Consider the following 20,520-nt stretch of genomic DNA (forward strand, 5'->3'; position numbering starts at 1 on the left):
TGTCATCACCTTACTTTACGTCTAAACTATTTCTTCTCCAGTGTCTTCTCTTAGGGTGGCTAACAACTTGTCTGTTAGTCTTTATGATAACCCAGGTTGGAACGCGCTGATTCTGGTTATGCGCCTTTGCCAACCTCATTTTCTGTCCTTTTGTATTGTGGCTCACTTATCTCACCTGTGATTTGATTAATTGTAACGCCAATCTAAAAGATTTGCGTCTATAAATCGATTATCCTATAAATTATTAATCTATGTACGATCAATTCCTGTTTTTAAGTACCATTACATAAAGAGTTGCCCGGTCGGACATCATCAGACACGCCCGATAACCCTTGACTGAACATGCTCCGGAAAGATCTCAAGTACTTTATCATCACCATATTGCTGCCTTATCAGTTCACGAAGTTCGGTCTCATAGTCCGCTTTCGCAATACTGTCACTCTGACCTTCCTCTATAACCAGATACCGACTTACCAGCTTATTAACTGCACTTCTGCCATAGCCCTGAAGAGGGCATACATAGTCTACACCGAAGCGATCCTCTATGCTCCGGACCTCTGCATCAGTGAGCTTTGGAACGCGATCATCACGCCTTACACCATCTGCGATCAAAGAGACATCCTCTTCCCTTGCAAGGGTCTCGATCACGATACGGTGTATGTAATTGATAGCATTCCTCGGATATCCATCTTCAATAATGATAGCCAGAGCCGATTCCAGTATACCTTTATCAAGTTCTAGTACTCTGTGGGAATAACCCAGCTCATCTGCGGCAACCTTTGCAATTTCCCCAACCGGAAGGACCGAGAAACTGCAGGTCACGAGTTCGACATCAAAGAATGGGTCAAGCAGGATCGCAGATAATGAACTGTCTTTTCCTCCACTGAACAGTACCTGAGCTTTCATGTTCACATACGTGTGATGGTAGGTTCACGTTTTTTGGGCTGCATCTGTGAAAGAAGCAATTTTAGCCTTTCATCGTCTATTCTAGACTGCAGGCGACCACTCTGAGCTAACATCACAAGCTGGGATTCAAGCTGTTCTGCCAGTTCCTTGCGTGATAGTTTCAGGCGAGTAAGCCTTTCTCTTGCCTCAGGAGTCATTATCTGACGAAGGACCGCCTGGACCTGGGCGTCCCTTTCAGCCTGTGCCTGTTCCTGCTGATATGCAGCCTGGGCATCATTCTCCATCTGAGGAGCTGCCTGCTGTTGTTGCATCTCAGCAAGTCTTTTCCTTCGAATAGCTTCAAGATCGTCCACCATTACTTCATCACTTCCTTTCCGATTTAATCATAAATGATCCGACAAAGGATCATTATAAGCAACTATCATGTAGCTTAAGCAGGGGAGATCAACTCCCATACAAGCCATTCAGTACTTTGCAAGTTCCGGAATTGTCTCGACAAGATCGTTCTTGACCTCTACTGCTGTGTTGTCAAGAATGGACTGCCCTGCAGGAGCAATTACCCTTCCGCTCTTCAAAGTGCGCACAAAGCCTGCACTCTCGAGCTGCTGGAGTGCTTCCCTTGCAACTGAACCGCTTCCTTTTGCTTTCTTGGATGGGTTTGCACCTCTGTTCTTCTTGCCACCATAGACAGACCTGAGTCTCTCAACACCAATAGGACCCTTCATGTAAATTGTCCTCATGATAGCTGCACAGCGGGTGTACCACCAGCCATTATCAATAGGTGGCAGTTCCTTGTGAACACCTGTCTTAACGTGAGCTGCCCATTCGGGAGCATTGATCTGATCGTTCTCTTCTAGTTTCTCTGCCAGCTTTGCAATAATATCTGCAGCAGGAACATCATATGCTGTAGTCATTTTATCCTCCTTGGAATGAAATGTATTGATTAGGTTTTTGTTTGTATTTGGTTTATTCGATAAACTTGTCGCCAGCAAGTATAATTATCTACCATAATTTGTGCATGGAAATAGGGTTGTAATTTATCGGTTAGTATATACGTGTTTCGGCAGCCTCCATATATACAGCCCCAACCCATGCAGTGGATTATATCTTTAACAGATTATTTCCTGAAAGTCTGCTCCCTGCCAGGCCCTACAGACACATACTCAATAGGCACACCCATCAATTCTTCAAGCTTTTCGACATAATTGCGGGCAAGCTCAGGAACTTCTGCATAGCTCTTGACATCCGTAAGATCATCAGACCAACCCGGCATATCTTCATAGATAGGTTTGCACCTGCCAAGATCGGAAGTGTCGATCGGCGGATACTCGAGGCGTTCCCCATCAAGATCATAGGCAACACAAAGCCTGATGGTGTCAAGGCCTGTTAATACGTCCAGTTTTGTCAATGCGACACTTGTGTAGCCGTTGAGGAAAATTGCCTTTTTCAGAAGTGGGAGATCGAACCATCCACATCTGCGGGACCTGCCCGTAGTTGTACCAAACTCATGCCCCACATCATGTAAATGTTTGCCGGCCTCATCATCAAGCTCTGTTGGAAGCGGACCTTCACCGACCCTTGTAATATAAGCCTTAACAATACCAAGAACCTCATCCACCTTTGTAGGCCCAACACCAAGATTTGCACATGCGGAACCTGCAATGGTGCTTGAAGAGGTTACAAACTTCTGAGTACCGTGAATTACATCAAGATGGGAACCCTGTGCACCCTCAGCCATCACATTCTTACCATCTGCAATAGCTGTGTTGATCTCATATGATACATCAGTAACATAAGGTGCCAGCCTCTGACCAAGTTCCAGATACTTGTCTATAAGTTCCTTATCAGTAACTATTGAAGGATCGCCGCCAAGCTCCTTGATCGCTGCCTCTTTGGAAGCTGTTATCAACGAAAGTCTGTTCATAAGTTTCTCGGCATCAACCAGGTCGCCCATGCGGATCTCATCCCTCGCGATCTTGTCCATATAAGCAAAGGCAATACCTCTCTTGGTAGTGCCGATCTTTTCCTTACGGGATGATTCAAGAAGACCGTCCATCTCAATATGATATGGCATAATGATACTGGTCTTGGCATCGATACCAAGCTTATCGGAATGGACGTCTACACCGCCTTCAGCAAGCATATCGATCTCTTCTGCCAGAACCTCAGGGTTCAGTACAGTGCCCGGACCTATCAACACCCTTGAATCAAGCAAGAACCCGGAAGGTATCAAATGAAGTTTATAGACATCTTCACCAACCGTTACCGTATGACCGGCGTTGTCGCCACCCTGAAACCTGACGACAAGATCGTAGTCTTTTGAAAGCAGGTCAACGATCTTTCCTTTTCCTTCATCACCAAACTGTGATCCTGTCAGAATAGTAAACATAGAGGGTGGAATTGCAGTTTATACATATAAAGGATTTGGCAACATCAAACGATTTGAAAAAACAGAACATTATCGATCATTAAAGATGAAAAAATTCAAAGATAAAAATAAAAACATCCGATCGATCCAAATAACAACTTAACTCCTTGAGAATTACTGCAAAAATCCCATATTAGTACAAATCAGAAAATAAGTAAATACAATTAAAATGTTGCACCATTAATTAGAAAATTATAATATAATGGGAACGTAATATCTTATTAAGAGATTCAAGCTTTCGGGGAGTTAGGTATCAGGGATCTCGCAGGGAGATAATAATTTGAATATACATAGTTCTGCAAAGATATATGGGTCAAGTATTATCGGGGATAATTCAGTAATACTTGAGAACGTGATCATTGGATATCCAGAGCACAGTATCCTTACAGAAATACTTGAGAACGGAAGATCTATCGAAGATTCTGATTTTACCGGATGTGAGATCGGACCGGGATCCTTCATAAGACCGAACACAACGATCTTCAGTAATGTCAGGACTGGAAGCAACTTCAGGACCGGACACAACTGTATGATACGCGAGAACACCAATATCGGAGACAATGTCCTGATAGGGACCAACGTTATCATCGACGGGAATGTGACCATCGGAAACAATGTCAGCATCCAGGGCAATGTATATATCCCCACCCATGTGACCATCGAGGACAACGTCTTCATCGGCCCCTGTGCAGTCCTTGCGAATGATAAGTATCCAATACGTAAAGAGTACAATCCTGAAGGCCCCATTATTCGAAAAGGAGCATCCATTGGTGCAAATGCCACCATACTTCCAGGAGTTGAGATCGGAGAGGGTGCCTTCGTAGCCGGTGGTGCATTAGTTACAAAAGAGGTTCCACCGTGGCAACTTGCGATCGGAAGCCCTGCAAAAATCCAGGAACTGCCGGAAGAAATGCGTTCACTTAATAATATCTGATAATTGCTGATGAAGAAAAGAAGAACACAGGAGCGATATAATGATCCCAATAGCAAAACCGGACATTGGAAAAGAGGAGATCGATGCAGTTTCTAAGGTAATGACATCAGGGATTATTGCAGAAGGCAAACGTGTTGCAGAATTCGAATCTGCTTTTGCTGACTATATCGGTACAGAACATGCAGTGGCAGTGAACTCAGGAACGGCCGCACTTCATACTGCCCTTCTGGCACATGGGATCGGTAAAGGCGATGAGGTCATCACAACTTCATTCAGTTTCATAGCAACTGCTAACAGCATTCTGTATACTGGTGCAAAACCAGTATTTTCAGATATAGATCCTGAAACATTCAATATCGACCCGGAGAAGATAGAGGACAGTATAACCAACGATACAAAAGCACTGATGCCGGTACATCTCTACGGACATCCGGCGGAGATGAAAGCTATAAATGAAATTGCAGAAGACCATGGCCTTGCCATTATTGAAGATGCATGCCAGGCCCATGGTGCTACATATCATGGCAGGAAAGTTGGCTCTTTTGGAACAGGTGCTTTCAGCTTCTATCCTACAAAGAATATGACCACGGGCGAAGGCGGCATCATTACTACTAATGATAGTGAGGTCGCACGAAAAGCAAGAATGATACGTGCACATGGATCACAGGAGCGTTATCTGCATGAGATGGTTGGCTATAATTTCAGAATGACAGATATTGCAGCTGCCATCGGACTGGTTCAGCTCAAAAAGATCGAGGGATACAACTCTGCACGCAGAAACAATGCATCCCTGCTATCTGAAAGACTAAAAGACATACCCGGAATCACTGTCCCGACCATCAGGAAAGGGAGTGGGCACGTGTTCCACCAATATACAATAAGAGTAGCCAACCGTGATGAACTAGTCACAAAATTGAAACAGAACGAGATCGGCACGGGTGTATATTACCCGATACCAATACATATGCAGCCAACATATATTGAAGCAGGGTACAATTATGATCTGCCGATCTGTGAAAAAGCAGCTAAGGAAGTTGTTTCACTACCAGTACATCCTGGTGTTTCAGAGCAGAATATTGAACAGATAATTGAAAATGTAATTGCGGGGGTAAAGTAAAATGTTGCGTGTAGGAGTTATCGGAGTCGGTGCCATGGGGCAGCACCATGTAAGGATCTACAGTGAAATGGAAGGAGTGGAACTTGTAGGGATATCTGATGTTGACAAATACAGGGTCGAAGAAATGGCAGAGAAATATGGTGCCAAAGCCTTTACTGACCACAAAGAGCTTTTGATGGAAGGACTCGATGCAGTCAGTATTGTCGTTCCGACAACACTTCATAAAGCTGTCACATTGGATGCCATAAATGCAGATACCAATATACTTGTAGAAAAACCAATTGCAGATACCCTTGAAAACGCCGATATAATGATAGAAGCTGCCGAAAAGGCAGGAGTTATCCTTATGGTAGGCCAGATCGAGAGATTCAACCCCGCAACAACAAAAATGAAAGAAATAATAGATAGCGGACTGCTTGGAAAGATCGTTTCTATCTCGACAAAGAGAGTTGGCCCATACAATCCAAGGATAAGGGATGTAGGAATTATTCTGGATCTCGGAGTACATGATATCGATGCCATAGCATACATGTACGGCGGTGATGTCTCTGAAGTATATGCTATTGCAGGTAAGGACATACACTCTAAAGAAGACCATGCATCCGTGATGCTGAGATTTGACGAAGAACAGGCAGGTGTTGTCAACATTAACTGGCTGACCCCCCATAAAGTGAGGAAAATGGAAGTTATCGGAGTAGAAGGTGTTGGCTATCTGGATTATGTAGACCAGACTGTTACTATACACGATGAAAAATGGATAAGAGATGCAAAGGTTGAGAAAGCTGAACCACTTCAAAAAGAGCTTGAGCACTTCATTACATGTGTGAGAGAAGGAAAGACACCACTCGAATCAGGTATTGATGGAAAGCATGCACTTAAAGTTGCACTCGCAGCCATAGAATCTTACAATCGTGATAGTATAATCAAGATAGACTGACTTGTTTCTAGCTCATTCTTCCTTTTTCTTTTCATTTCTCTTCACTTCTTTTCTTTATTCAACTCACCTTATTCTTGTATATCGATTTCTCTTGACAAATAATATAACGAAACTACCGGGAGAATTGCTAAAAATTGAAATTATTTTGAGAAAATATGACAGAGGGTTAACGACCTCTGCCACGCTTTACAGCCAGGAACATGAAAACAATGAAAATCACCAGAACCATATTCTGACTCAGGGTTTGATCATCGTTATCATTGATGCCAGCGTCCTCTGAAGAAACTTCATCAACAGAATCCCCAGTTTCTGCTGAGCCTGGCTTTTCCGTGATCGCAGTTATTGCAAATGGTGAGAAGCCAGGAGTTTCTGCTTCAAAATAGCTGTATTGATCATCTTCTTCAATATCGATCGTAGAAAGCCGGTTCCATTTCTCATCACTATAACGATATAATACAACACTTGATGCTTCAATATCATTTTCAAAGAGCCATTCTTTACTTACCCTGAAACCTATAACAGCATCCTCAATCTTATCATCACCAAATGCGGCATTACCTACCCAGATATTCATATTCTGATATACAACGCCCGGGGCCTGTGAACCTACAAGCTTAGAAGTTCCCTCCAAAACTTCAATGAGTGTACTGATCTGACCTGCATTGCTCACACCCTTGAACTGAATATAGCCAATTGGGGATTTTTCTTCACTGAATTCGTATCTCGACAGCTCCCCTGCAACCACATTGGAAGTAGAAGCATCTTTCACAAGAATATTGTCAAAAGCTTCACCGGTAGCACCACCGCCACCTCCACCACTACTTCCGGAACCACTACTACCTGTATTTACCCCTGTAAATGATGTATCAGATATTATCACAACAGCATCATTCACAGATATCGGAACCGATGATCCACTGGAATTGCTTATTATAACATTTGCAAAGTTCAGATCTGAAGTACCCGCCTTGAGAGGTTCAAAAACAATAGTTGCAAGTACGCCGGGATTAGTAACTTCTTCTTTCCCAAGAATTACACCATGAGAATATATGATACTACCTGCTGTATTGTCAATAGTGCCTTTATTGAAAAAAGTAGTCGCAGTCTTGCTAAAAAGATCACCTTCTAACACACTTTTTACATTAAGCATAGACCCATCAAAATAAAGGTCGAACTGCATCCCCGAGATAGGCACATCTGATTCTACATAGACATTAACAACAAATTCAGATCCCACTTCTGCAGATTGATTATCCGGAGATAGGATCACTAAAGTCTCTGCAGAGACTGGGTCAATAAAGGTGAACACTGACAGCAAAAATAAAAATACCACAAGAAGGTGACTGAAAATTTTGTTGCCAGGGGGGCCTGAAAAACTATTCGTAAAACTATTTGTGAGTAAAGATTTTACTTTCATATTGATCACCACTTACAATCAAAAATTAGTTCCATATAAGATATGAATCTTTTGAATGGAACCACTAGAAGAGAACTTTGAGTTGAGTGGGGGAATATGTTGGTGGTACAATAGTAATTTGTTTGTGTTCAGGAATGGTCTCAACGTTCTCTCCTAAAGGCAAATTAGAGTACAACAACTTTATAGATAAACCTTTCTATAAATAAACGGGTTCCTTTAAAAAAGGATTTGTTTCCCAAAATATATATAGACATGATTAATATACATTCTGACCACATAATTAAATTTTAAATGTGGAGTGCCGCTTTATTCAATCAAAGCAAAACTAATCAATCCTTTTGCGGAATAAATTGTTTGCATATAGAATCAGACCGCACTTTCCTGCCAGCTTTCCCCTTTTTCCTGCAGGCCCCTGCAGAGAAATAGCGACAAGAACTACAGCAATAAACTCGCTTTTCCAGTTTCTCCCTGACAACCTTTTCATGAAGATCGGTCTCACCCAGCCCACGATGATACTTGTAATCATTCCAGTCAGCATAATACATCTGGCTTGTAAGTGTCGAAACCGCAGGAGGATCCCAGTGATCGTAAACCTCTCCAACACCCGGAGAACTGGAAGTCATCTTTGGAGCTGAACCCTTTGGGGCACTGTTTAGAAGGTCAGTTATCTCTTCTTTCAGTTCCAATAGCATCTCATCACCGGGTTTTATTCCCAGTGCCCGGTTGATGTATGTTTTTGCACCTTCAAGGTTACCAAGGTTCTTCAGGCAAATTGAGATATTGTAGTATACAGGATAAGGTCTTGCCACAACACCTATGCTCAGGATCTTCTCATAAAGGGCAACTGAATCTCTGAACTTGCGTTCATGCTGCAAAAGAAGAGCCAGATTATTCAATGCGTGCACATTTTTGGGCTGCAGCTGCAAAGCCATCCGGAAATAATGTTCTTTCTTATTAACATCCTTTTCCGCCCTGCCGGAGGCAATATACCTCTCAACGACCTTATTTACATCATCCTTTGCCATATAATATCCTCAGATATCTCTTTTTCTCTGAACATACCAGCCCACAAGAGGTGGGACCCAGCATAGGTTTGCCACAATGGTCTCAAGTGCAGTAAAGGTTTGGGTTGTCGGACTGAAACCATATAAACGTAAAAGCAAAAGACCCACAGGTACGATCACGATTATTGCAAGACTTGCAAGCATAACCGGATGATGTATATACCTGCTGAAAGCTCCGGACCAAACACCTTCTTTTCTTCTCAGGAAAAGCATCCCGGAAATGTTTGCTCCTATCTGGTCACTAAGTGCATAGAAGTAAGGAATGTAGAAACCCTCAACACCATAAACGTTAACACCTGCCAGACGGCTTGCAAGATCAATGATCCATGGCACTGCCAGCCCGAACAACTTGCCCCAGCCGTAGGCTTCAGCCATTGTGCCTGTACCTCCAAGAAAGCGCTGGCGTATCGAATATATCCCTTCAAGTATACTTTCGCCTTCTCCTGAAAGCGTCCTGACCAGCCATTGTCCCACAGGGCTTGTCTGATAACCCTGCATATCAAGAAAGATGCCTGCAATAAGGCCCAATACATAGCCTGGAACAGTGTACTTTATGAGTTCTTCAAAACCCTCGCTCTCGGGAAGTCCACCCTCATCGCCCATACATATTCAAGAATGTTACTTTTGCTAATTATAGGTATTGAAAACTGGCCGAGGAAAACGGAAAGAATGGAAATGCAAGGATGCACGAATATGCATTCAGATCTCTTTGAACACTTTTGCCAGAGATTCACCACGAACATGGATCGAGAATTCTGAAAAATAACCGAAAGCGGTGGTATGGGGTTCGAACCCTTTACTTTCCAGCTTATCCTTTATTGCCAAAATGACCTCTACTGCAAACTCAGGAGAGGATTTGCTTGAAGAAAGATGAGCAAATGAATGCAGTACGATCCTTTTTTTATTGACTTTATTTAAGTACCATTTCAGGTTTGCAACTGCACTTTTTACCACTTTGTTCTTTCTTGGTTCATCCTCTGCTTCAACATGAATGAAAACAACTGCAGAATCCGTAAAAGATTCCTCTCTTTCGATATCATCTACGTGGTCAAGGGTCTTGCTGAAAGTTTCAAACCAAAAAGATCCCGTATCGAACATTAACATTTTCATGGTCCTTTTTCCTCCATTAGTAGAATGATATTCATATTCTGGATCTAATATGATAAAGCGTTGAACAATGCTAGTAAGAAGCAAGCACCTACATAACCACAATGATTGAGGTAAGAACTGCCAATGAAGAAAGAAACAGGGGAACATTGTAAAAAATAAGAACAATGTAAATATTGCCTCATTGAATATCTACAATATTAAACAGATTATAATCATGGTTGATTCAAATGGATAAAATAATAGCAGACTTTGAACTTGATGTGAGAGGACAGTGCTGCCCGTATCCACTTATCAGAACAAAAGAACTAATGGATGAGCTGGAAAAAGGTGAAGTTCTGTTAGTCATAGCAAATGAGGCCATGACCCCACAGAACATCGCCACATGGACAAAAAAGACAGGGAATGTACTGCTTGCGGTTGAAGAAAAGGGAGGAGTCTTCAACATATACGTCCGCAAGGCCTGATGTTCATTCCCTTTGATATTTTGATACTTTGAGTTTTGATATGCAGGACCTTTATTCCTGACACTCTGATAAGAGTTCATCCAATACTACAGACCCCGCCTCCTTGCTGATAATTCTCATCCTCAATTGAAATTATAGAAGGCTCTGTCCCACATACCGGACATGAAGGGTTCTTACGTACCTTGATCTCATCAAATGACATGCCGAAGGCATCATAGAATATAAGTCGCCCTTTTAGCAGATCCCCGAATCCCAGCAAGTATTTGATGACCTCAGTTGCCTGGATGACACCAATTATACCAGGAAGTACTCCGATGACTCCGGCCTCCTGACAGCTTGGGACCATTCCGGCAGGCGGAGCATGTTCAAAAAGACACCTGTAACATGGACCTTCATCAGGAAGTATTGTCGTAACCTGACCTTCAAAACGAAAGATGCTACCGTGAGAAAGAGGTTTTTTTGCAAGCACACAGGCATCGTTGACCAGGTAGCGGGTGGCAAAATTATCAGAACCATCCACTACGATGTCGTAGTCGTTTATTATATCCAGGATATTGTCAGGACTGATCCGTTCCTGATAAGTTATAACTTTCACATCAGGGTTCAGGTTCTCAACATACTGTTTTGCAGATTCGACCTTTGGAACATCCAAATTACCTCCATGTATGACCTGCCTTTGAAGATTGCTAAGGTCTACAACGTCGTCATCAACGATACCGATAGCCCCAACTCCGGCGGCTGCCAGATACTGTATAATAGGAGAACCAAGACCTCCTGCACCTATACAGAGCACTCTGGAAGACAATAACTTCTGTTGTCCCTTACCACCAACTTCCTGCAGTATTATGTGTCTTGAATACCGCCTGATCTGTTCTTCAGTAAATTCACCTAACATTTTTGCCTCCCTGAAAATCATAAATCATGCTGAATTACATCGGTCGTAGCCAACCTAATTGCCATTGAAATGCTATATTGCAAGTTCAATTCGTGTCAGCATTTTCAAAAAACTGTAATTCCCTGATAAATAGATATAGAAAGCGGCAAATTTGCTCATTTTTGTTTACTTTTACTCCAAGAGTCTCAAAAACAGATCAATGAGACATCATAGTAAGATACAGGTAAGTATTGCCTAATAACTAATGGTAATATTATAACGTGTTTTTATTACGAATAATTAATAATCTGAACATCAGGAGAGAGTTACAAAATGAGTAAAGTAATTGGATTAAAATGCAGAGAATGTGGTGCTGAATATGAGGCTGGTATCCAAAATACCTGCTACGAATGTTTCGGACCACTTGAAGTACACTACGACTGGGATGAAATACAGGACACGGCAAGTAAAGAAAAGATAGCAAGAGGTCCTCCATCTATCTGGAGATATGCAGACCTTCTTCCGATAGATGGAACGAATTATGTTGATCTTGGTTCAGGCTACAATAAATTGCATCATGCAAAGAACCTCGGTAAAGAACTGGGACTTAAGGAATTATACATTCTTGACGATTCCGTGAATCCCACGAATTCATTCAAGGACAGGGTCACTTCAGTTGCAGTAAGCAAGGCCCTGGAACTCGGTGCCACTGCAATTGGCTGTGCATCCACCGGAAACCTCGCATCCGCAGTAGGAGCACATGCTGCAAAAGCTGGAATTCCGGCATACGTCTTCATACCTTCCTCCATTGAGACCGGTAAGATAACACAGATGCTCACATACGATCCAAACGTCATAGCTGTTGACGGGACATATGATGATGCAAACCGCCTTGCAAGTGAGGTTGCTGACCAGAATCCCGACTGGGCATTTGTAAACATAAATGTCAGACCATACTACACGGAAGGATCCAGGACCCTTGCGTTTGAAACTGCCGAGCAGCTTGGATGGAATGCTCCTGATCACATCGTTGCACCGCTTGGAAGCGGAGCACTGCTTTGTGCATTGACCAGAGGTTACAAGGAACTTGAAAAGATAGGGTTCATAGATGGAAGCAGTTGCATCAGAATATCCGGTTCACAGCCAAGCGGATGTTCCCCAATATCGACCGCTGTTCAGAACGATACAGAAGTCATCCCGATAAGGGAACTTGACACAATTGCACACAGCCTAGCTATCGGAAATCCTGCTGACGGATACTATGCAAAGCAGGCGATCCAGACTTCAGGAGGTTATGCTGCATCCGTAACGAACGAGGAGATACTTGAGGCTATCCGCCTGCTTGCAAGTACTGAAGGAATTTTCACAGAACCTGCCGGCGGAACAACAGTTGCTGGTCTTAAGAGCCTTGTAGAAAGCGGCCATATTGACCCCGATGAAAGAACAGTTGTATATGTAACAGGTAATGGTCTGAAAGCACAGGATACGATTGCGGGGGCAGTTGAGAGACCGGAGTCCATAAAACCATCATATTCCGAATTCACAAAGAAGCTCAACAATATCACAAAAACCAACAATTAATAAATCTAGAGGTGAAACAAAATGGTATCTATAAGATTTTCATCAGCACTTAACAACATAACAAAAACGAGATCCGCAAATATCGATCTGGGTACTGTTACAATAAAGACCCTTTTTGATAGACTTACACGCGAGTACGGGGATGAGTTCGAAAGACGCCTGCTTCAGGACGGTGAAGTACGAAGGTTCGTAAATGTCTATGTCAATGGAGAAGACATAAGACACCTTTCAGGACTTGACACCAAAATATCCGATACTGACGAAATATCAATTTTGCCAGCAGTAAGCGGTGGCTGATCCTTAAAAGTACAGTGGAAGAGCAGGCCTGTTGATCCGGAAGATAATGGACCACTAAAAGCCTGCCATTCCCCGAAGTGGTGAACCTATGATGAAATTGAGAATCGGACACCTTTCTACCATGTACCATACCTCATTCATACTGATGGGGACAGACTGGCTTGAAAAAGCAGGCATTGAACCTGAGTGGAAACTTTTTGGAGGAGGACCTGCGATCGTCCATGCACTCGAGAATAACGAGCTGGACATCGGATATATCGGCCTGCCTCCCACAATGATAGGGATCGATGGCGGATTAGATGTCAGGTGTATTGCAGGCGGTCATGTTGAAGGAACTGTGATGATAGCCACTCCTGAATTCCGGACCCTCGAAGAATGTGGATATGACAAGAGAAATTTTCTGGAACAATTTAAAGGGCATTTAATAGCCTGTCCACCTTCCGGCTCCATTCATGATGTGATCATCAGGAACTATATTAAGGAAGCAGGGTTTGAGAATGACATCGATGTCCTGAACTACGAGTGGGCAGACATGATCCCCGAAGCAATAGCAGACGGGGAGATCAAAGTTGCAGTTGGGACACCATCACTTGCTGTTGTGGCAAAAAGGTACTGTGATACAAAAATGGTGATACCGCCTGAAAAGCTGTGGCCTGATAATCCAAGTTACGGGATAGTTGCAACCTGTGTCATGATCGAGAACTCACCTGATACTCTTTTGAAGTTCATTAAATTGCATGAAAATGCCTGTGAATTCATTCGTGAAAATACAAAAGAGGCATCAAAGCTCGTTTCCGATACCATTGAAATAATAGATGCCGACTTTGTGAAAGAGATGTATGAAGTATCACCAAAATACTCAGCAGGCATATCAGAAAATTACATTGGTTCCACTATGAGATTCGTAGATGTGTTGAACGAACTCGGATATATCTCAAAGAAGCTCGAGCAGAAAGATATCTTTGACCTTCGTTTTGTTGAAGAGCTGGAACTTTAACACGAATAGGCCATTCATTTTTCCATAGCTTTACTCTTCAGACCTTTTGGTATTTTTTCAATCGCATACCTGCACGCTTAAGAAAAAAAGAGAGGAGGAAAAACTCCCAATGCATCGATCAAATGCAGAAGTTCCCACCTCAATGAGTTCAACTGTTCACATGATCAGAACACAAGACCACAGAAACACCGGATCTTGTAACGATCTCACACAGACCCTCAATAGTGTCGGAATATTGCGCACTATCAACCGGAATTCCCTTGCAGATGTTTTCCTGTAGCAGCTCATCATCCACATAGATACAATGCGTACCCTGCATGGAAAGGCGATCATAATTCGCCTGTGCCTCTTCTTTTTTGTCTCCCAGATACCTGATAACCCTGGGCTTGACAGCTTTGCAGGCTTTGTCAGGAGATACCTGCTTGTATTTAGTGACCATACCAGCAGCAGCTGTCTGGTTGGTGTGAGGATCGATCACAATGAACGAACCTGTGATCTTGTTCTCAGAGTAAATGTCGGCAAATATCGGGGCCTTTAACTCGACCTTGACCTTTCCGATCTCATTTAAGCTCAGGAACTCCGAAGATCTCATGCTGATATCCTCTGGGTCGAACTCGTGAAGCACTTCAGAGAAACTTCCCTTTACCATGCTGGTAGTATGCTTGATCACATAATCCTTCCCAATCTCCATGGGATCGCTGTCCATCCATACGATGTTTGCCTCCAGACTTCCGGCAATTACAGGAAGATCATCAACCTTCGCGATCATATCACCGCGGCTTATGTCAATGTCATCCTCAAGACAGAGGGTCACTGCCATGGGAGCAAAGGCATGATCAAGGTCACCGTCATACGTAACGATCCTTGAAATTTTGCTTGTCTTACCTGATGGGAGCACTCTCACTTCATCTCCTTTGTGGATCACTCCCGAAGCTATTGTACCACAATAACCCCTGAAATCATCGCCTCCGCCCCAGTTAACATACTGGACTGGGAACCTGAAATCATTAAGGTTGCGACCACCTGTTACATTCACATTCTCCAGATAATCAAGCAATGTGGATCCCTTATACCAGGGCATATTTTCACTTCGATCGATGACATTGTCACCTTTAAGGGCACTTATGGGTATGAAGTAAATTGATTCATCTGATAACTTATCAGCAAAAGCATTGAACTCGCTCACAATGTTCTCGAACACTTCTTCTGAATAATCCACAAGATCCATTTTGTTAACCGCTACCACAAAGTTCCGGATCCCGAGAAGGGACGAGATGAACGAATGGCGTTTTGTCTGCGTCACAACTCCATTCCTGGCGTCAATAAGGATCAGGGCGAGGGATGCATTAGATGCACCTGTTGCCATGTTCCTTGTGTATTGCTCATGCCCGGGAGTATCGGCAATAATAAAACGCCTCTTGGGGGTCGAATAGAACCTGTATGCGACATCGATCGTGATTCCCTGTTCACGTTCTGATTTCAGACCATCGGTTACCAGTGAGTAGTCGATCTCCTGGTTCCTGTGGGTCTTCGAGAATGTCTTTATCAGATTCAGCTGATCCTCGAATATTGATTTTGAATCATATAACAATCTCCCGATAAGGGTTGATTTGCCATCATCCACACTTCCTGCAGTGGCAAACCTTAACAGGTCGATATTCTGATTTTGTTCTATCAAAGAGCCAGAATCCTTCAAAAGTATCCCTCCTTCTTCTTTTGCTCCATGGAACTATCCTGGTCGTGATCGATCACCCTTGTGATACGCTCGGAATGACGGGCAACCATCATCTCCTCAATTATCTTCGGGAGGGTGTCTGCCTCTGACCTTACTGCACCTGTACAGTAATGGCATCCCAGTGTCCTGAAACGGCACATGACCTCCTTGACCTCCTCCTCGTGCTCATCCGTATAGACCGGAATTAGCTGACCATGCTTCTCGATGACCGGCCTTTTCTTCGCAAAGTAAAGTGGAACGATCTCAATATTCTCATGGTAGATATATGTCCAGATATCAAGCTCTGTCCAGTTTGAGAGCGGGAATATCCTGATAGACTCCCCGGGATCGATCTTTGAATTGAAAAGATTCCACAATTCGGGTTTCTGGTCCTTTGGGTTCCACTGCCCATGTTTGTCACGGAAGGAAAATATCCTCTCCTTTGCCCTTGATTTCTCTTCGTCCCTTCGGGCACCACCAAAGGCTGCATCATAGCCGCCTTCCTTTAGTCCGTCAAGGAGAGCTTTCGTCTTAAGCTCGGCACAACATTTGACCGTTCCCACTGTAAGGGGATTTACCCCTCTTTTGAGAGCCTCCTCATTCCTATGAACTTTCAGGTCAAGATCATGCTTCTTTGTATAGTAATCCCTGAACTCATACATTTCAGGGAACTTGTATCCCGTATCAATGTGCAATAAGGGGAAAGGCACCTTTTTCGGGTAAAAGGCCTTGATAGCCAGATGGGCCATCACTGACGAGTCCTTGCCCACAGAATACAACATCACCGGATTTTCAAATTCTGCAGCAACCTCTCGGATAATGCCTATGCTTTCGGCTTCAAGTGTCTTTAAATTTGAAAGATGATAAGATTCTTCCACACTTGCCATTTTGACCCTCCACTAATTTTATTCATAATGATATTCAATAACGTACTCAATCGGACCTGTGATCCCTTCTTCTGAAGTGCTAATTGTGATGAATTGATTCAGAAGTCCAAATACTAAGTTTCAATCCCGGGAACTGATGTTCCCCGAATGAAGTCCACATTCTTTTTTAGTGGCTTCTTCCCACCACCAGCGTCCTTCACGTTCATGCTGTCCCGGCAGAACGGGTCTTGTGCATGGTTCACAACCAATGCTGACATATCCCTTCTCATGGAGTTCATTGTACGGAACATCGTTTTCCCTGATGTAATCCCAGACCTGCCTGGAGGTCCAGTTCGCCAGAGGATTGAACTTTACAAGCATGCCGTCTCCAAATACAGGATCTAACTCTACAACAGGAATGTCGGCACGTGTGTTGGGGCTCTGGTCCTTGCGCTGGCCTGTGATCCATGCAGACCTCCTGCTAAGGGAACGATTGAGTGGATCGACCTTTCTGGCAGCACAACATTCTTTGTGCCCGTCCTTGTAGAAGGAAAACATACCCTTCTTGTGAACCAGTTCCTCGGTCTTTTCCCTGTTCGCGAAGAAGACCTCCAGATCAATGTTGTAATGATCCCGCACCACTTCGAAGAATTTGTAGGTTTCAGGATGAAGACGCCCCGTATCAATGGAGAATACACTCACATCTGACATGATCTTTGTCGCCATATCAATGAGCACAACATCCTCAGCACCACTGAATGCGATAGAGATACCTGAACCAAACCTGTTCAGTGCATACTCAAGGATCTCCTGTGGTGATCTGCTCTTATATTCTTCAGCAAATTGTTCCATTTCTTTTATTAATTCCTTATCTGGCTCCGGCATAGTTCCATTTCCTGATGATTTTCATTGAATGATCCCGTGCTTGGACATATAGTATCAGCAAGTGTCAGTAATGAGGAGGAATGAAGAGATGAGATCCGGATATGAGCCTCTTGCTGCTTACCCGGAAAACTCAATTCATTCCAGCACAAAAGCCTTGAACTCTTCAAAGCCCACACGCTGGATAGTATCTCCAAACCGCTCTCCTGAAGTTGCTTCGATCTTGAAGAACTCCACGGACCTTTCGATTATCCTGAACAGGGTGTTCTCATCCACAAGCTCGGTCAGTTTGACACCAAGCCTTGGATGTTTACCGACCTTGCCACCAACATAGACCGTGTAACCTTCACGGGACTTCACCCATGCTTCTGTCGGGCATATCAGGAGACATTGTCCACAGAGATTACATTTGTCCCTGTAAAATTCCAGGCCACCATTCTCGACCTTTATCGCATCCACGGGACACACTGTTTGACAGAGGCCACAATAGGTACATTTATCCTTTACCCATTCCGGCTCAAGTCCCCCCATTACTCCAAGATCATTCTCCTGTGGCTTCATACATGATGACGGACAGCCAGTAACTGCAAATTTGAACTTGCCGGGAAGTTCCATGGCAAAGTACTTCTCATCGATCTTCTTTGCAATATCCTCCGAATCGATCAGTCCACGCGGACAAATGAGATTTCCCTGACATGCAACTACTCCGCGGACCCTGGGTCCACAGGTACCCTGATGAACATCTCCTTTCTCAAGCTCATCAAGAAGGTCCTCTGCATCATCGAACGGAACATATGAGATCTCAAGTCCCTGCCGTGCAGTTATGTGGACCTCCCCTCTTCCATACTTCTCGGAAGCATCTGCAAGTGCCCTGAGCTGATCAGCGGTCAGCTGACCCCCAACGACACGAAGTCGCATTGAGAAAAGGTCTTCCTTCTGCCTCTGGCGAAGAAAACCGCCTTGTTTGAGCCTGTCATAGTTGATAGTCTTATTACCCATGTATTATCACCCTAACTTCCACAGATTGAGATATATAGGTACATAAAAAGGCAAAAGTTGCACTCTTTTAGTGGTAATTTTAGCCCCATTCCCCATTGCTATATAACAAATTACCTTTCATTTGCTATATATTTACTCCAGAAAAAGTGTGTAAATAAAGCTAAGTAAATCGGGAAATATAAAATTAAACGGGACTATTGAAAGGGGGTTATCACTAAATGATCATAGCACTGGCTGCAATTGCATCTGCGATCTTCATGGGGATCAACATCGGCGGGAACAATGCAGCTGCTGCCATGGGGCCAGCATATGGTGCAAGGGCCCGTACTAAAAGACAGGCAGTGATATTGATAGCAATATTTTCCCTTCTCGGTGCCCTGATCAGTGGTGAAGAGGTCATCAGGACCCTTGGCGAAGGAATTATTCCAGGCAATACAATTACCATTACAGCAGCTATCATTGCAACAAGTGCAGCTGCCATCAGCCTGTTCATAGGGAACATACTAAAGGTCCCGATATCAGCAAGCCAGTCAGCAGTAGGTGCTATTGTAGGAATCGGTATATTCTACGGGATACTCGATACCCAACTGCTTTCACAGATAGCAGGCTGGTGGATCGTTACTCCGATACTTGCATTCGTTCTAGCTTATCTTTCCGGCAAATATATTCACCCCCGACTTGTGGTATGGCTTGTGGAACATGAATCGGAAGCAGAAATAAGAAGCACTATCGGAAAACTCCTGACGGTGACCGGTTGTTATGTTGCCTATTCGGCAGGTGCAAACAATGCTGCCAATGCTGTCGGTCCTCTCGTAGGAGCAGGATTTGTGGACGCAACAACAGGAGCTGTTATCGGAGGTCTTACGCTTGGCATTGGAGCTATAGTGATAGGAGGTCGTGTCCTCCAGACCGTCGGGACGGATATAGCAGAGATCTGTACCATACGTGCAATCTTCATCGAAGTGATCGTGGCAATCATCGTACACGTTGCATCCCATTACGGCATACCTGTGGCACTCGGCCAGCTGGTACCGGCAGCGGTTATAGGAATCGGATGTGCCAACAATGGCATGGCTACGATGAAGAATAGGATGGTAAGACGAATTGTGGTAATGTGGGTAATATCACCACTGGTAGCAGGTCTGATGGCATATACTGCCATCAGCCTTATTTCCTGAAATGAAAAAACAATAGTTTGCCAGTCTGGATCGGTACGAATGAATTTATGCCGGTTCGATGAATCATATACTTTAACAGATCCTCTAGAAATATTAACATTAATCTTATTGATCAGCTCTGCCAGCTTCACCTGGCATTTTCTTTTTTGAGTGATTCTTCAGCCCTGTTCATCAGTTCTTCATTGTCTTCATAGATCTTCCGGACATTATCCATTGCACGGTTGAGCCGTTTTTTCAGCACTACAAGTTCCCTGTCTGATAGCTCATACTCAGGAACATTGTCTATCCACAGCTGCTGAACTTCGATAAGGGCATCTATCGCTGATTTTGTTCTGTTGATCGTTGTAGCGTCCATGAAACTCCTTATATATGCAAGATATTAATAAGGTAATGGGGGAGGCAATAATTGTCGTGATACCATTTGTTATTTATCTGACAGTTAATAGACCATCGATGACATTAATAGAGCTATATTATTCCGATATTTGCATGAACTGCCATTATGTCAGGAACCAGATAATCGAAGTTCTTCCTGAAGGAGTTATGTTCAAAGAGATCAACGTAACCAGCTCAGAAGGAGCTGAGAGAGCAAAGCAACTAGGGATAGAAGAAGTACCTACTATTACTATTAATGGGGAGGTCGCGCTGATCGGACGAGTGGAAAAGGACGAGATACTGGAGGAACTTGAAGAGTTCCTTTGATCAAACGGAATCGTAGCAGAACAAAAGAATCCAGGGGGAATTCCTAACTGAAC

Annotated in this window: 24 protein-coding genes; 9 read left to right on the forward strand and 15 right to left on the reverse strand. The window is 43.6% G+C overall.

Features of this window, described 5'->3' with window-relative positions:
• Window positions 1-10: 10 nt before the first annotated feature.
• From WOA13_RS04095 to WOA13_RS04115, 5 genes are all read right to left on the reverse strand, one after another.
• Window positions 11-166, reverse strand: a complete 156-nt coding sequence (locus WOA13_RS04095; RefSeq protein ID WP_135612636.1) for a 50S ribosomal protein L39e — start codon at window positions 164-166, stop codon at window positions 11-13.
• A 146-nt stretch (window positions 167-312) separates the two neighbouring features.
• Window positions 313-906 (reverse strand): DUF7411 family protein, encoded by a 594-nt coding sequence (locus tag WOA13_RS04100; RefSeq protein ID WP_342126704.1) that lies wholly within the window; start codon window positions 904-906, stop codon window positions 313-315.
• Between the two features lie 2 nt (window positions 907-908).
• Window positions 909-1,262, reverse strand: coding sequence for a DNA-binding protein (locus WOA13_RS04105; protein ID WP_048204924.1), 354 nt, complete (start codon window positions 1,260-1,262; stop codon window positions 909-911).
• A gap of 108 nt (window positions 1,263-1,370) precedes the next feature.
• Window positions 1,371-1,820, reverse strand: coding sequence for a 30S ribosomal protein S19e (locus tag WOA13_RS04110; RefSeq protein WP_342126705.1), 450 nt, complete (start codon window positions 1,818-1,820; stop codon window positions 1,371-1,373).
• A 203-nt stretch (window positions 1,821-2,023) separates the two neighbouring features.
• Window positions 2,024-3,295, reverse strand: a complete 1,272-nt coding sequence (locus WOA13_RS04115; protein ID WP_342126706.1) for an adenylosuccinate synthase — start codon at window positions 3,293-3,295, stop codon at window positions 2,024-2,026.
• 319 nt (window positions 3,296-3,614) lie between these two features.
• Between WOA13_RS04115 and WOA13_RS04120 the strand changes: the two genes are divergently transcribed.
• The 3 genes from WOA13_RS04120 to WOA13_RS04130 are packed head-to-tail and all read left to right on the forward strand — an operon-like array spanning window position 3,615 to window position 6,322.
• Window positions 3,615-4,268 (forward strand): acyltransferase, encoded by a 654-nt coding sequence (locus tag WOA13_RS04120; RefSeq protein ID WP_342126707.1) that lies wholly within the window; start codon window positions 3,615-3,617, stop codon window positions 4,266-4,268.
• A gap of 40 nt (window positions 4,269-4,308) precedes the next feature.
• Window positions 4,309-5,385, forward strand: coding sequence for a DegT/DnrJ/EryC1/StrS family aminotransferase (locus WOA13_RS04125; protein WP_342126708.1), 1,077 nt, complete (start codon window positions 4,309-4,311; stop codon window positions 5,383-5,385).
• A 1-nt stretch (window position 5,386) separates the two neighbouring features.
• Complete coding sequence (locus WOA13_RS04130; protein ID WP_342126709.1) at window positions 5,387-6,322, forward strand: UDP-N-acetylglucosamine 3-dehydrogenase; 936 nt, start codon at window positions 5,387-5,389, stop codon at window positions 6,320-6,322.
• Between the two features lie 166 nt (window positions 6,323-6,488).
• Here WOA13_RS04130 and WOA13_RS04135 read toward each other — a convergent pair whose 3' ends face one another.
• The 4 genes from WOA13_RS04135 to WOA13_RS04150 all read right to left on the reverse strand — a co-directional run bounded on the left by WOA13_RS04135 (window position 6,489) and on the right by WOA13_RS04150 (window position 9,913).
• On the reverse strand, window positions 6,489-7,739 hold the full coding sequence (locus WOA13_RS04135) for a PGF-pre-PGF domain-containing protein (protein ID WP_342126892.1): 1,251 nt from the start codon (window positions 7,737-7,739) through the stop codon (window positions 6,489-6,491).
• A gap of 329 nt (window positions 7,740-8,068) precedes the next feature.
• On the reverse strand, window positions 8,069-8,764 hold the full coding sequence (locus WOA13_RS04140) for a tetratricopeptide repeat protein (protein WP_342126710.1): 696 nt from the start codon (window positions 8,762-8,764) through the stop codon (window positions 8,069-8,071).
• Between the two features lie 9 nt (window positions 8,765-8,773).
• Window positions 8,774-9,406, reverse strand: a complete 633-nt coding sequence (locus WOA13_RS04145) for a hypothetical protein (protein WP_342126711.1) — start codon at window positions 9,404-9,406, stop codon at window positions 8,774-8,776.
• 96 nt (window positions 9,407-9,502) lie between these two features.
• Window positions 9,503-9,913, reverse strand: coding sequence for a threonyl-tRNA synthetase editing domain-containing protein (locus WOA13_RS04150; RefSeq protein ID WP_342126712.1), 411 nt, complete (start codon window positions 9,911-9,913; stop codon window positions 9,503-9,505).
• Window positions 9,914-10,140: 227 nt separating this feature from the next.
• On the opposite strand from WOA13_RS04150, the gene WOA13_RS04155 reads away from it, so the two are divergent.
• A complete protein-coding gene (locus WOA13_RS04155; protein ID WP_342126713.1) occupies window positions 10,141-10,377 on the forward strand; it encodes a sulfurtransferase TusA family protein in 237 nt (78 codons plus the stop codon).
• Window positions 10,378-10,453: 76 nt separating this feature from the next.
• Here the strand turns inward: WOA13_RS04155 and moeB are convergent, their stop codons facing one another.
• Window positions 10,454-11,272, reverse strand: a complete 819-nt coding sequence (gene moeB / locus WOA13_RS04160; protein ID WP_342126714.1) for a molybdopterin-synthase adenylyltransferase MoeB — start codon at window positions 11,270-11,272, stop codon at window positions 10,454-10,456.
• 312 nt (window positions 11,273-11,584) lie between these two features.
• Between moeB and thrC the strand changes: the two genes are divergently transcribed.
• The 3 genes from thrC (at window position 11,585) to WOA13_RS04175 (ending at window position 14,126) form a co-directional block, all read left to right on the forward strand.
• Window positions 11,585-12,832 carry a threonine synthase gene (gene thrC / locus WOA13_RS04165; RefSeq protein ID WP_342126715.1) on the forward strand — a complete coding sequence of 416 codons (1,248 nt, stop codon included), beginning with the start codon at window positions 11,585-11,587 and terminating at the stop codon, window positions 12,830-12,832.
• A 21-nt stretch (window positions 12,833-12,853) separates the two neighbouring features.
• Complete coding sequence (locus tag WOA13_RS04170; protein ID WP_342126716.1) at window positions 12,854-13,129, forward strand: ubiquitin-like small modifier protein 1; 276 nt, start codon at window positions 12,854-12,856, stop codon at window positions 13,127-13,129.
• Window positions 13,130-13,217: 88 nt separating this feature from the next.
• Window positions 13,218-14,126: an ABC transporter substrate-binding protein gene (locus tag WOA13_RS04175; protein WP_342126717.1), complete on the forward strand. Its 909-nt coding sequence runs from the start codon at window positions 13,218-13,220 to the stop codon at window positions 14,124-14,126.
• A 148-nt stretch (window positions 14,127-14,274) separates the two neighbouring features.
• Here WOA13_RS04175 and cysN read toward each other — a convergent pair whose 3' ends face one another.
• The 4 genes from cysN to WOA13_RS04195 form a co-directional block, all read right to left on the reverse strand.
• Window positions 14,275-15,822 (reverse strand): sulfate adenylyltransferase subunit CysN, encoded by a 1,548-nt coding sequence (cysN, locus tag WOA13_RS04180; protein ID WP_342126718.1) that lies wholly within the window; start codon window positions 15,820-15,822, stop codon window positions 14,275-14,277.
• Window positions 15,819-16,727: a sulfate adenylyltransferase subunit CysD gene (cysD, locus tag WOA13_RS04185; protein WP_342126719.1), complete on the reverse strand. Its 909-nt coding sequence runs from the start codon at window positions 16,725-16,727 to the stop codon at window positions 15,819-15,821. Before cysD ends, cysN begins: the two co-directional genes overlap by 4 nt.
• 120 nt (window positions 16,728-16,847) lie before the next feature.
• Complete coding sequence (locus WOA13_RS04190; RefSeq protein WP_342126720.1) at window positions 16,848-17,591, reverse strand: phosphoadenylyl-sulfate reductase; 744 nt, start codon at window positions 17,589-17,591, stop codon at window positions 16,848-16,850.
• Window positions 17,592-17,726: 135 nt separating this feature from the next.
• Window positions 17,727-18,587 carry a 4Fe-4S binding protein gene (locus WOA13_RS04195; protein ID WP_342126721.1) on the reverse strand — a complete coding sequence of 287 codons (861 nt, stop codon included), beginning with the start codon at window positions 18,585-18,587 and terminating at the stop codon, window positions 17,727-17,729.
• A 218-nt stretch (window positions 18,588-18,805) separates the two neighbouring features.
• On the opposite strand from WOA13_RS04195, the gene WOA13_RS04200 reads away from it, so the two are divergent.
• Window positions 18,806-19,765 (forward strand): inorganic phosphate transporter, encoded by a 960-nt coding sequence (locus WOA13_RS04200; protein WP_342126722.1) that lies wholly within the window; start codon window positions 18,806-18,808, stop codon window positions 19,763-19,765.
• A gap of 127 nt (window positions 19,766-19,892) precedes the next feature.
• Here the strand turns inward: WOA13_RS04200 and WOA13_RS04205 are convergent, their stop codons facing one another.
• Window positions 19,893-20,120, reverse strand: a complete 228-nt coding sequence (locus WOA13_RS04205) for a hypothetical protein (RefSeq protein WP_342126723.1) — start codon at window positions 20,118-20,120, stop codon at window positions 19,893-19,895.
• 98 nt (window positions 20,121-20,218) lie between these two features.
• On the opposite strand from WOA13_RS04205, the gene WOA13_RS04210 reads away from it, so the two are divergent.
• Window positions 20,219-20,467, forward strand: a complete 249-nt coding sequence (locus WOA13_RS04210) for a thioredoxin family protein (protein WP_342126724.1) — start codon at window positions 20,219-20,221, stop codon at window positions 20,465-20,467.
• Window positions 20,468-20,520 lie beyond the last annotated feature (53 nt).

This window comes from Methanococcoides sp. LMO-2, assembly GCF_038432375.1.
Taxonomy (GTDB): Archaea; Halobacteriota; Methanosarcinia; order Methanosarcinales; family Methanosarcinaceae; genus Methanococcoides; species Methanococcoides cohabitans.

Excerpts from the sequence above, each read along its gene's own strand:
- WOA13_RS04100 (WP_342126704.1), bottom strand. The coding sequence starts at position 906 with ATGAAAGCTCAGGTACTGTTCAGTGGAGGAAAAGACAGTTCATTATCT.
- WOA13_RS04105 (WP_048204924.1), bottom strand. The coding sequence starts at position 1,262 with ATGGTGGACGATCTTGAAGCTATTCGAAGGAAAAGACTTGCTGAGATG.
- WOA13_RS04110 (WP_342126705.1), bottom strand. The coding sequence starts at position 1,820 with ATGACTACAGCATATGATGTTCCTGCTGCAGATATTATTGCAAAGCTG.
- WOA13_RS04115 (WP_342126706.1), bottom strand. The coding sequence starts at position 3,295 with ATGTTTACTATTCTGACAGGATCACAGTTTGGTGATGAAGGAAAAGGA.
- WOA13_RS04125 (WP_342126708.1), top strand. The coding sequence starts at position 4,309 with ATGATCCCAATAGCAAAACCGGACATTGGAAAAGAGGAGATCGATGCA.
- WOA13_RS04130 (WP_342126709.1), top strand. The coding sequence starts at position 5,387 with ATGTTGCGTGTAGGAGTTATCGGAGTCGGTGCCATGGGGCAGCACCAT.
- WOA13_RS04135 (WP_342126892.1), bottom strand. The coding sequence starts at position 7,739 with ATGAAAGTAAAATCTTTACTCACAAATAGTTTTACGAATAGTTTTTCA.
- WOA13_RS04140 (WP_342126710.1), bottom strand. The coding sequence starts at position 8,764 with ATGGCAAAGGATGATGTAAATAAGGTCGTTGAGAGGTATATTGCCTCC.
- WOA13_RS04145 (WP_342126711.1), bottom strand. The coding sequence starts at position 9,406 with ATGGGCGATGAGGGTGGACTTCCCGAGAGCGAGGGTTTTGAAGAACTC.
- WOA13_RS04150 (WP_342126712.1), bottom strand. The coding sequence starts at position 9,913 with ATGAAAATGTTAATGTTCGATACGGGATCTTTTTGGTTTGAAACTTTC.
- WOA13_RS04155 (WP_342126713.1), top strand. The coding sequence starts at position 10,141 with ATGGATAAAATAATAGCAGACTTTGAACTTGATGTGAGAGGACAGTGC.
- moeB (WP_342126714.1), bottom strand. The coding sequence starts at position 11,272 with ATGTTAGGTGAATTTACTGAAGAACAGATCAGGCGGTATTCAAGACAC.
- thrC (WP_342126715.1), top strand. The coding sequence starts at position 11,585 with ATGAGTAAAGTAATTGGATTAAAATGCAGAGAATGTGGTGCTGAATAT.
- WOA13_RS04170 (WP_342126716.1), top strand. The coding sequence starts at position 12,854 with ATGGTATCTATAAGATTTTCATCAGCACTTAACAACATAACAAAAACG.
- WOA13_RS04175 (WP_342126717.1), top strand. The coding sequence starts at position 13,218 with ATGATGAAATTGAGAATCGGACACCTTTCTACCATGTACCATACCTCA.
- cysD (WP_342126719.1), bottom strand. The coding sequence starts at position 16,727 with ATGGCAAGTGTGGAAGAATCTTATCATCTTTCAAATTTAAAGACACTT.
- WOA13_RS04190 (WP_342126720.1), bottom strand. The coding sequence starts at position 17,591 with ATGCCGGAGCCAGATAAGGAATTAATAAAAGAAATGGAACAATTTGCT.
- WOA13_RS04195 (WP_342126721.1), bottom strand. The coding sequence starts at position 18,587 with ATGGGTAATAAGACTATCAACTATGACAGGCTCAAACAAGGCGGTTTT.
- WOA13_RS04200 (WP_342126722.1), top strand. The coding sequence starts at position 18,806 with ATGATCATAGCACTGGCTGCAATTGCATCTGCGATCTTCATGGGGATC.
- WOA13_RS04205 (WP_342126723.1), bottom strand. The coding sequence starts at position 20,120 with ATGGACGCTACAACGATCAACAGAACAAAATCAGCGATAGATGCCCTT.
- WOA13_RS04210 (WP_342126724.1), top strand. The coding sequence starts at position 20,219 with ATGACATTAATAGAGCTATATTATTCCGATATTTGCATGAACTGCCAT.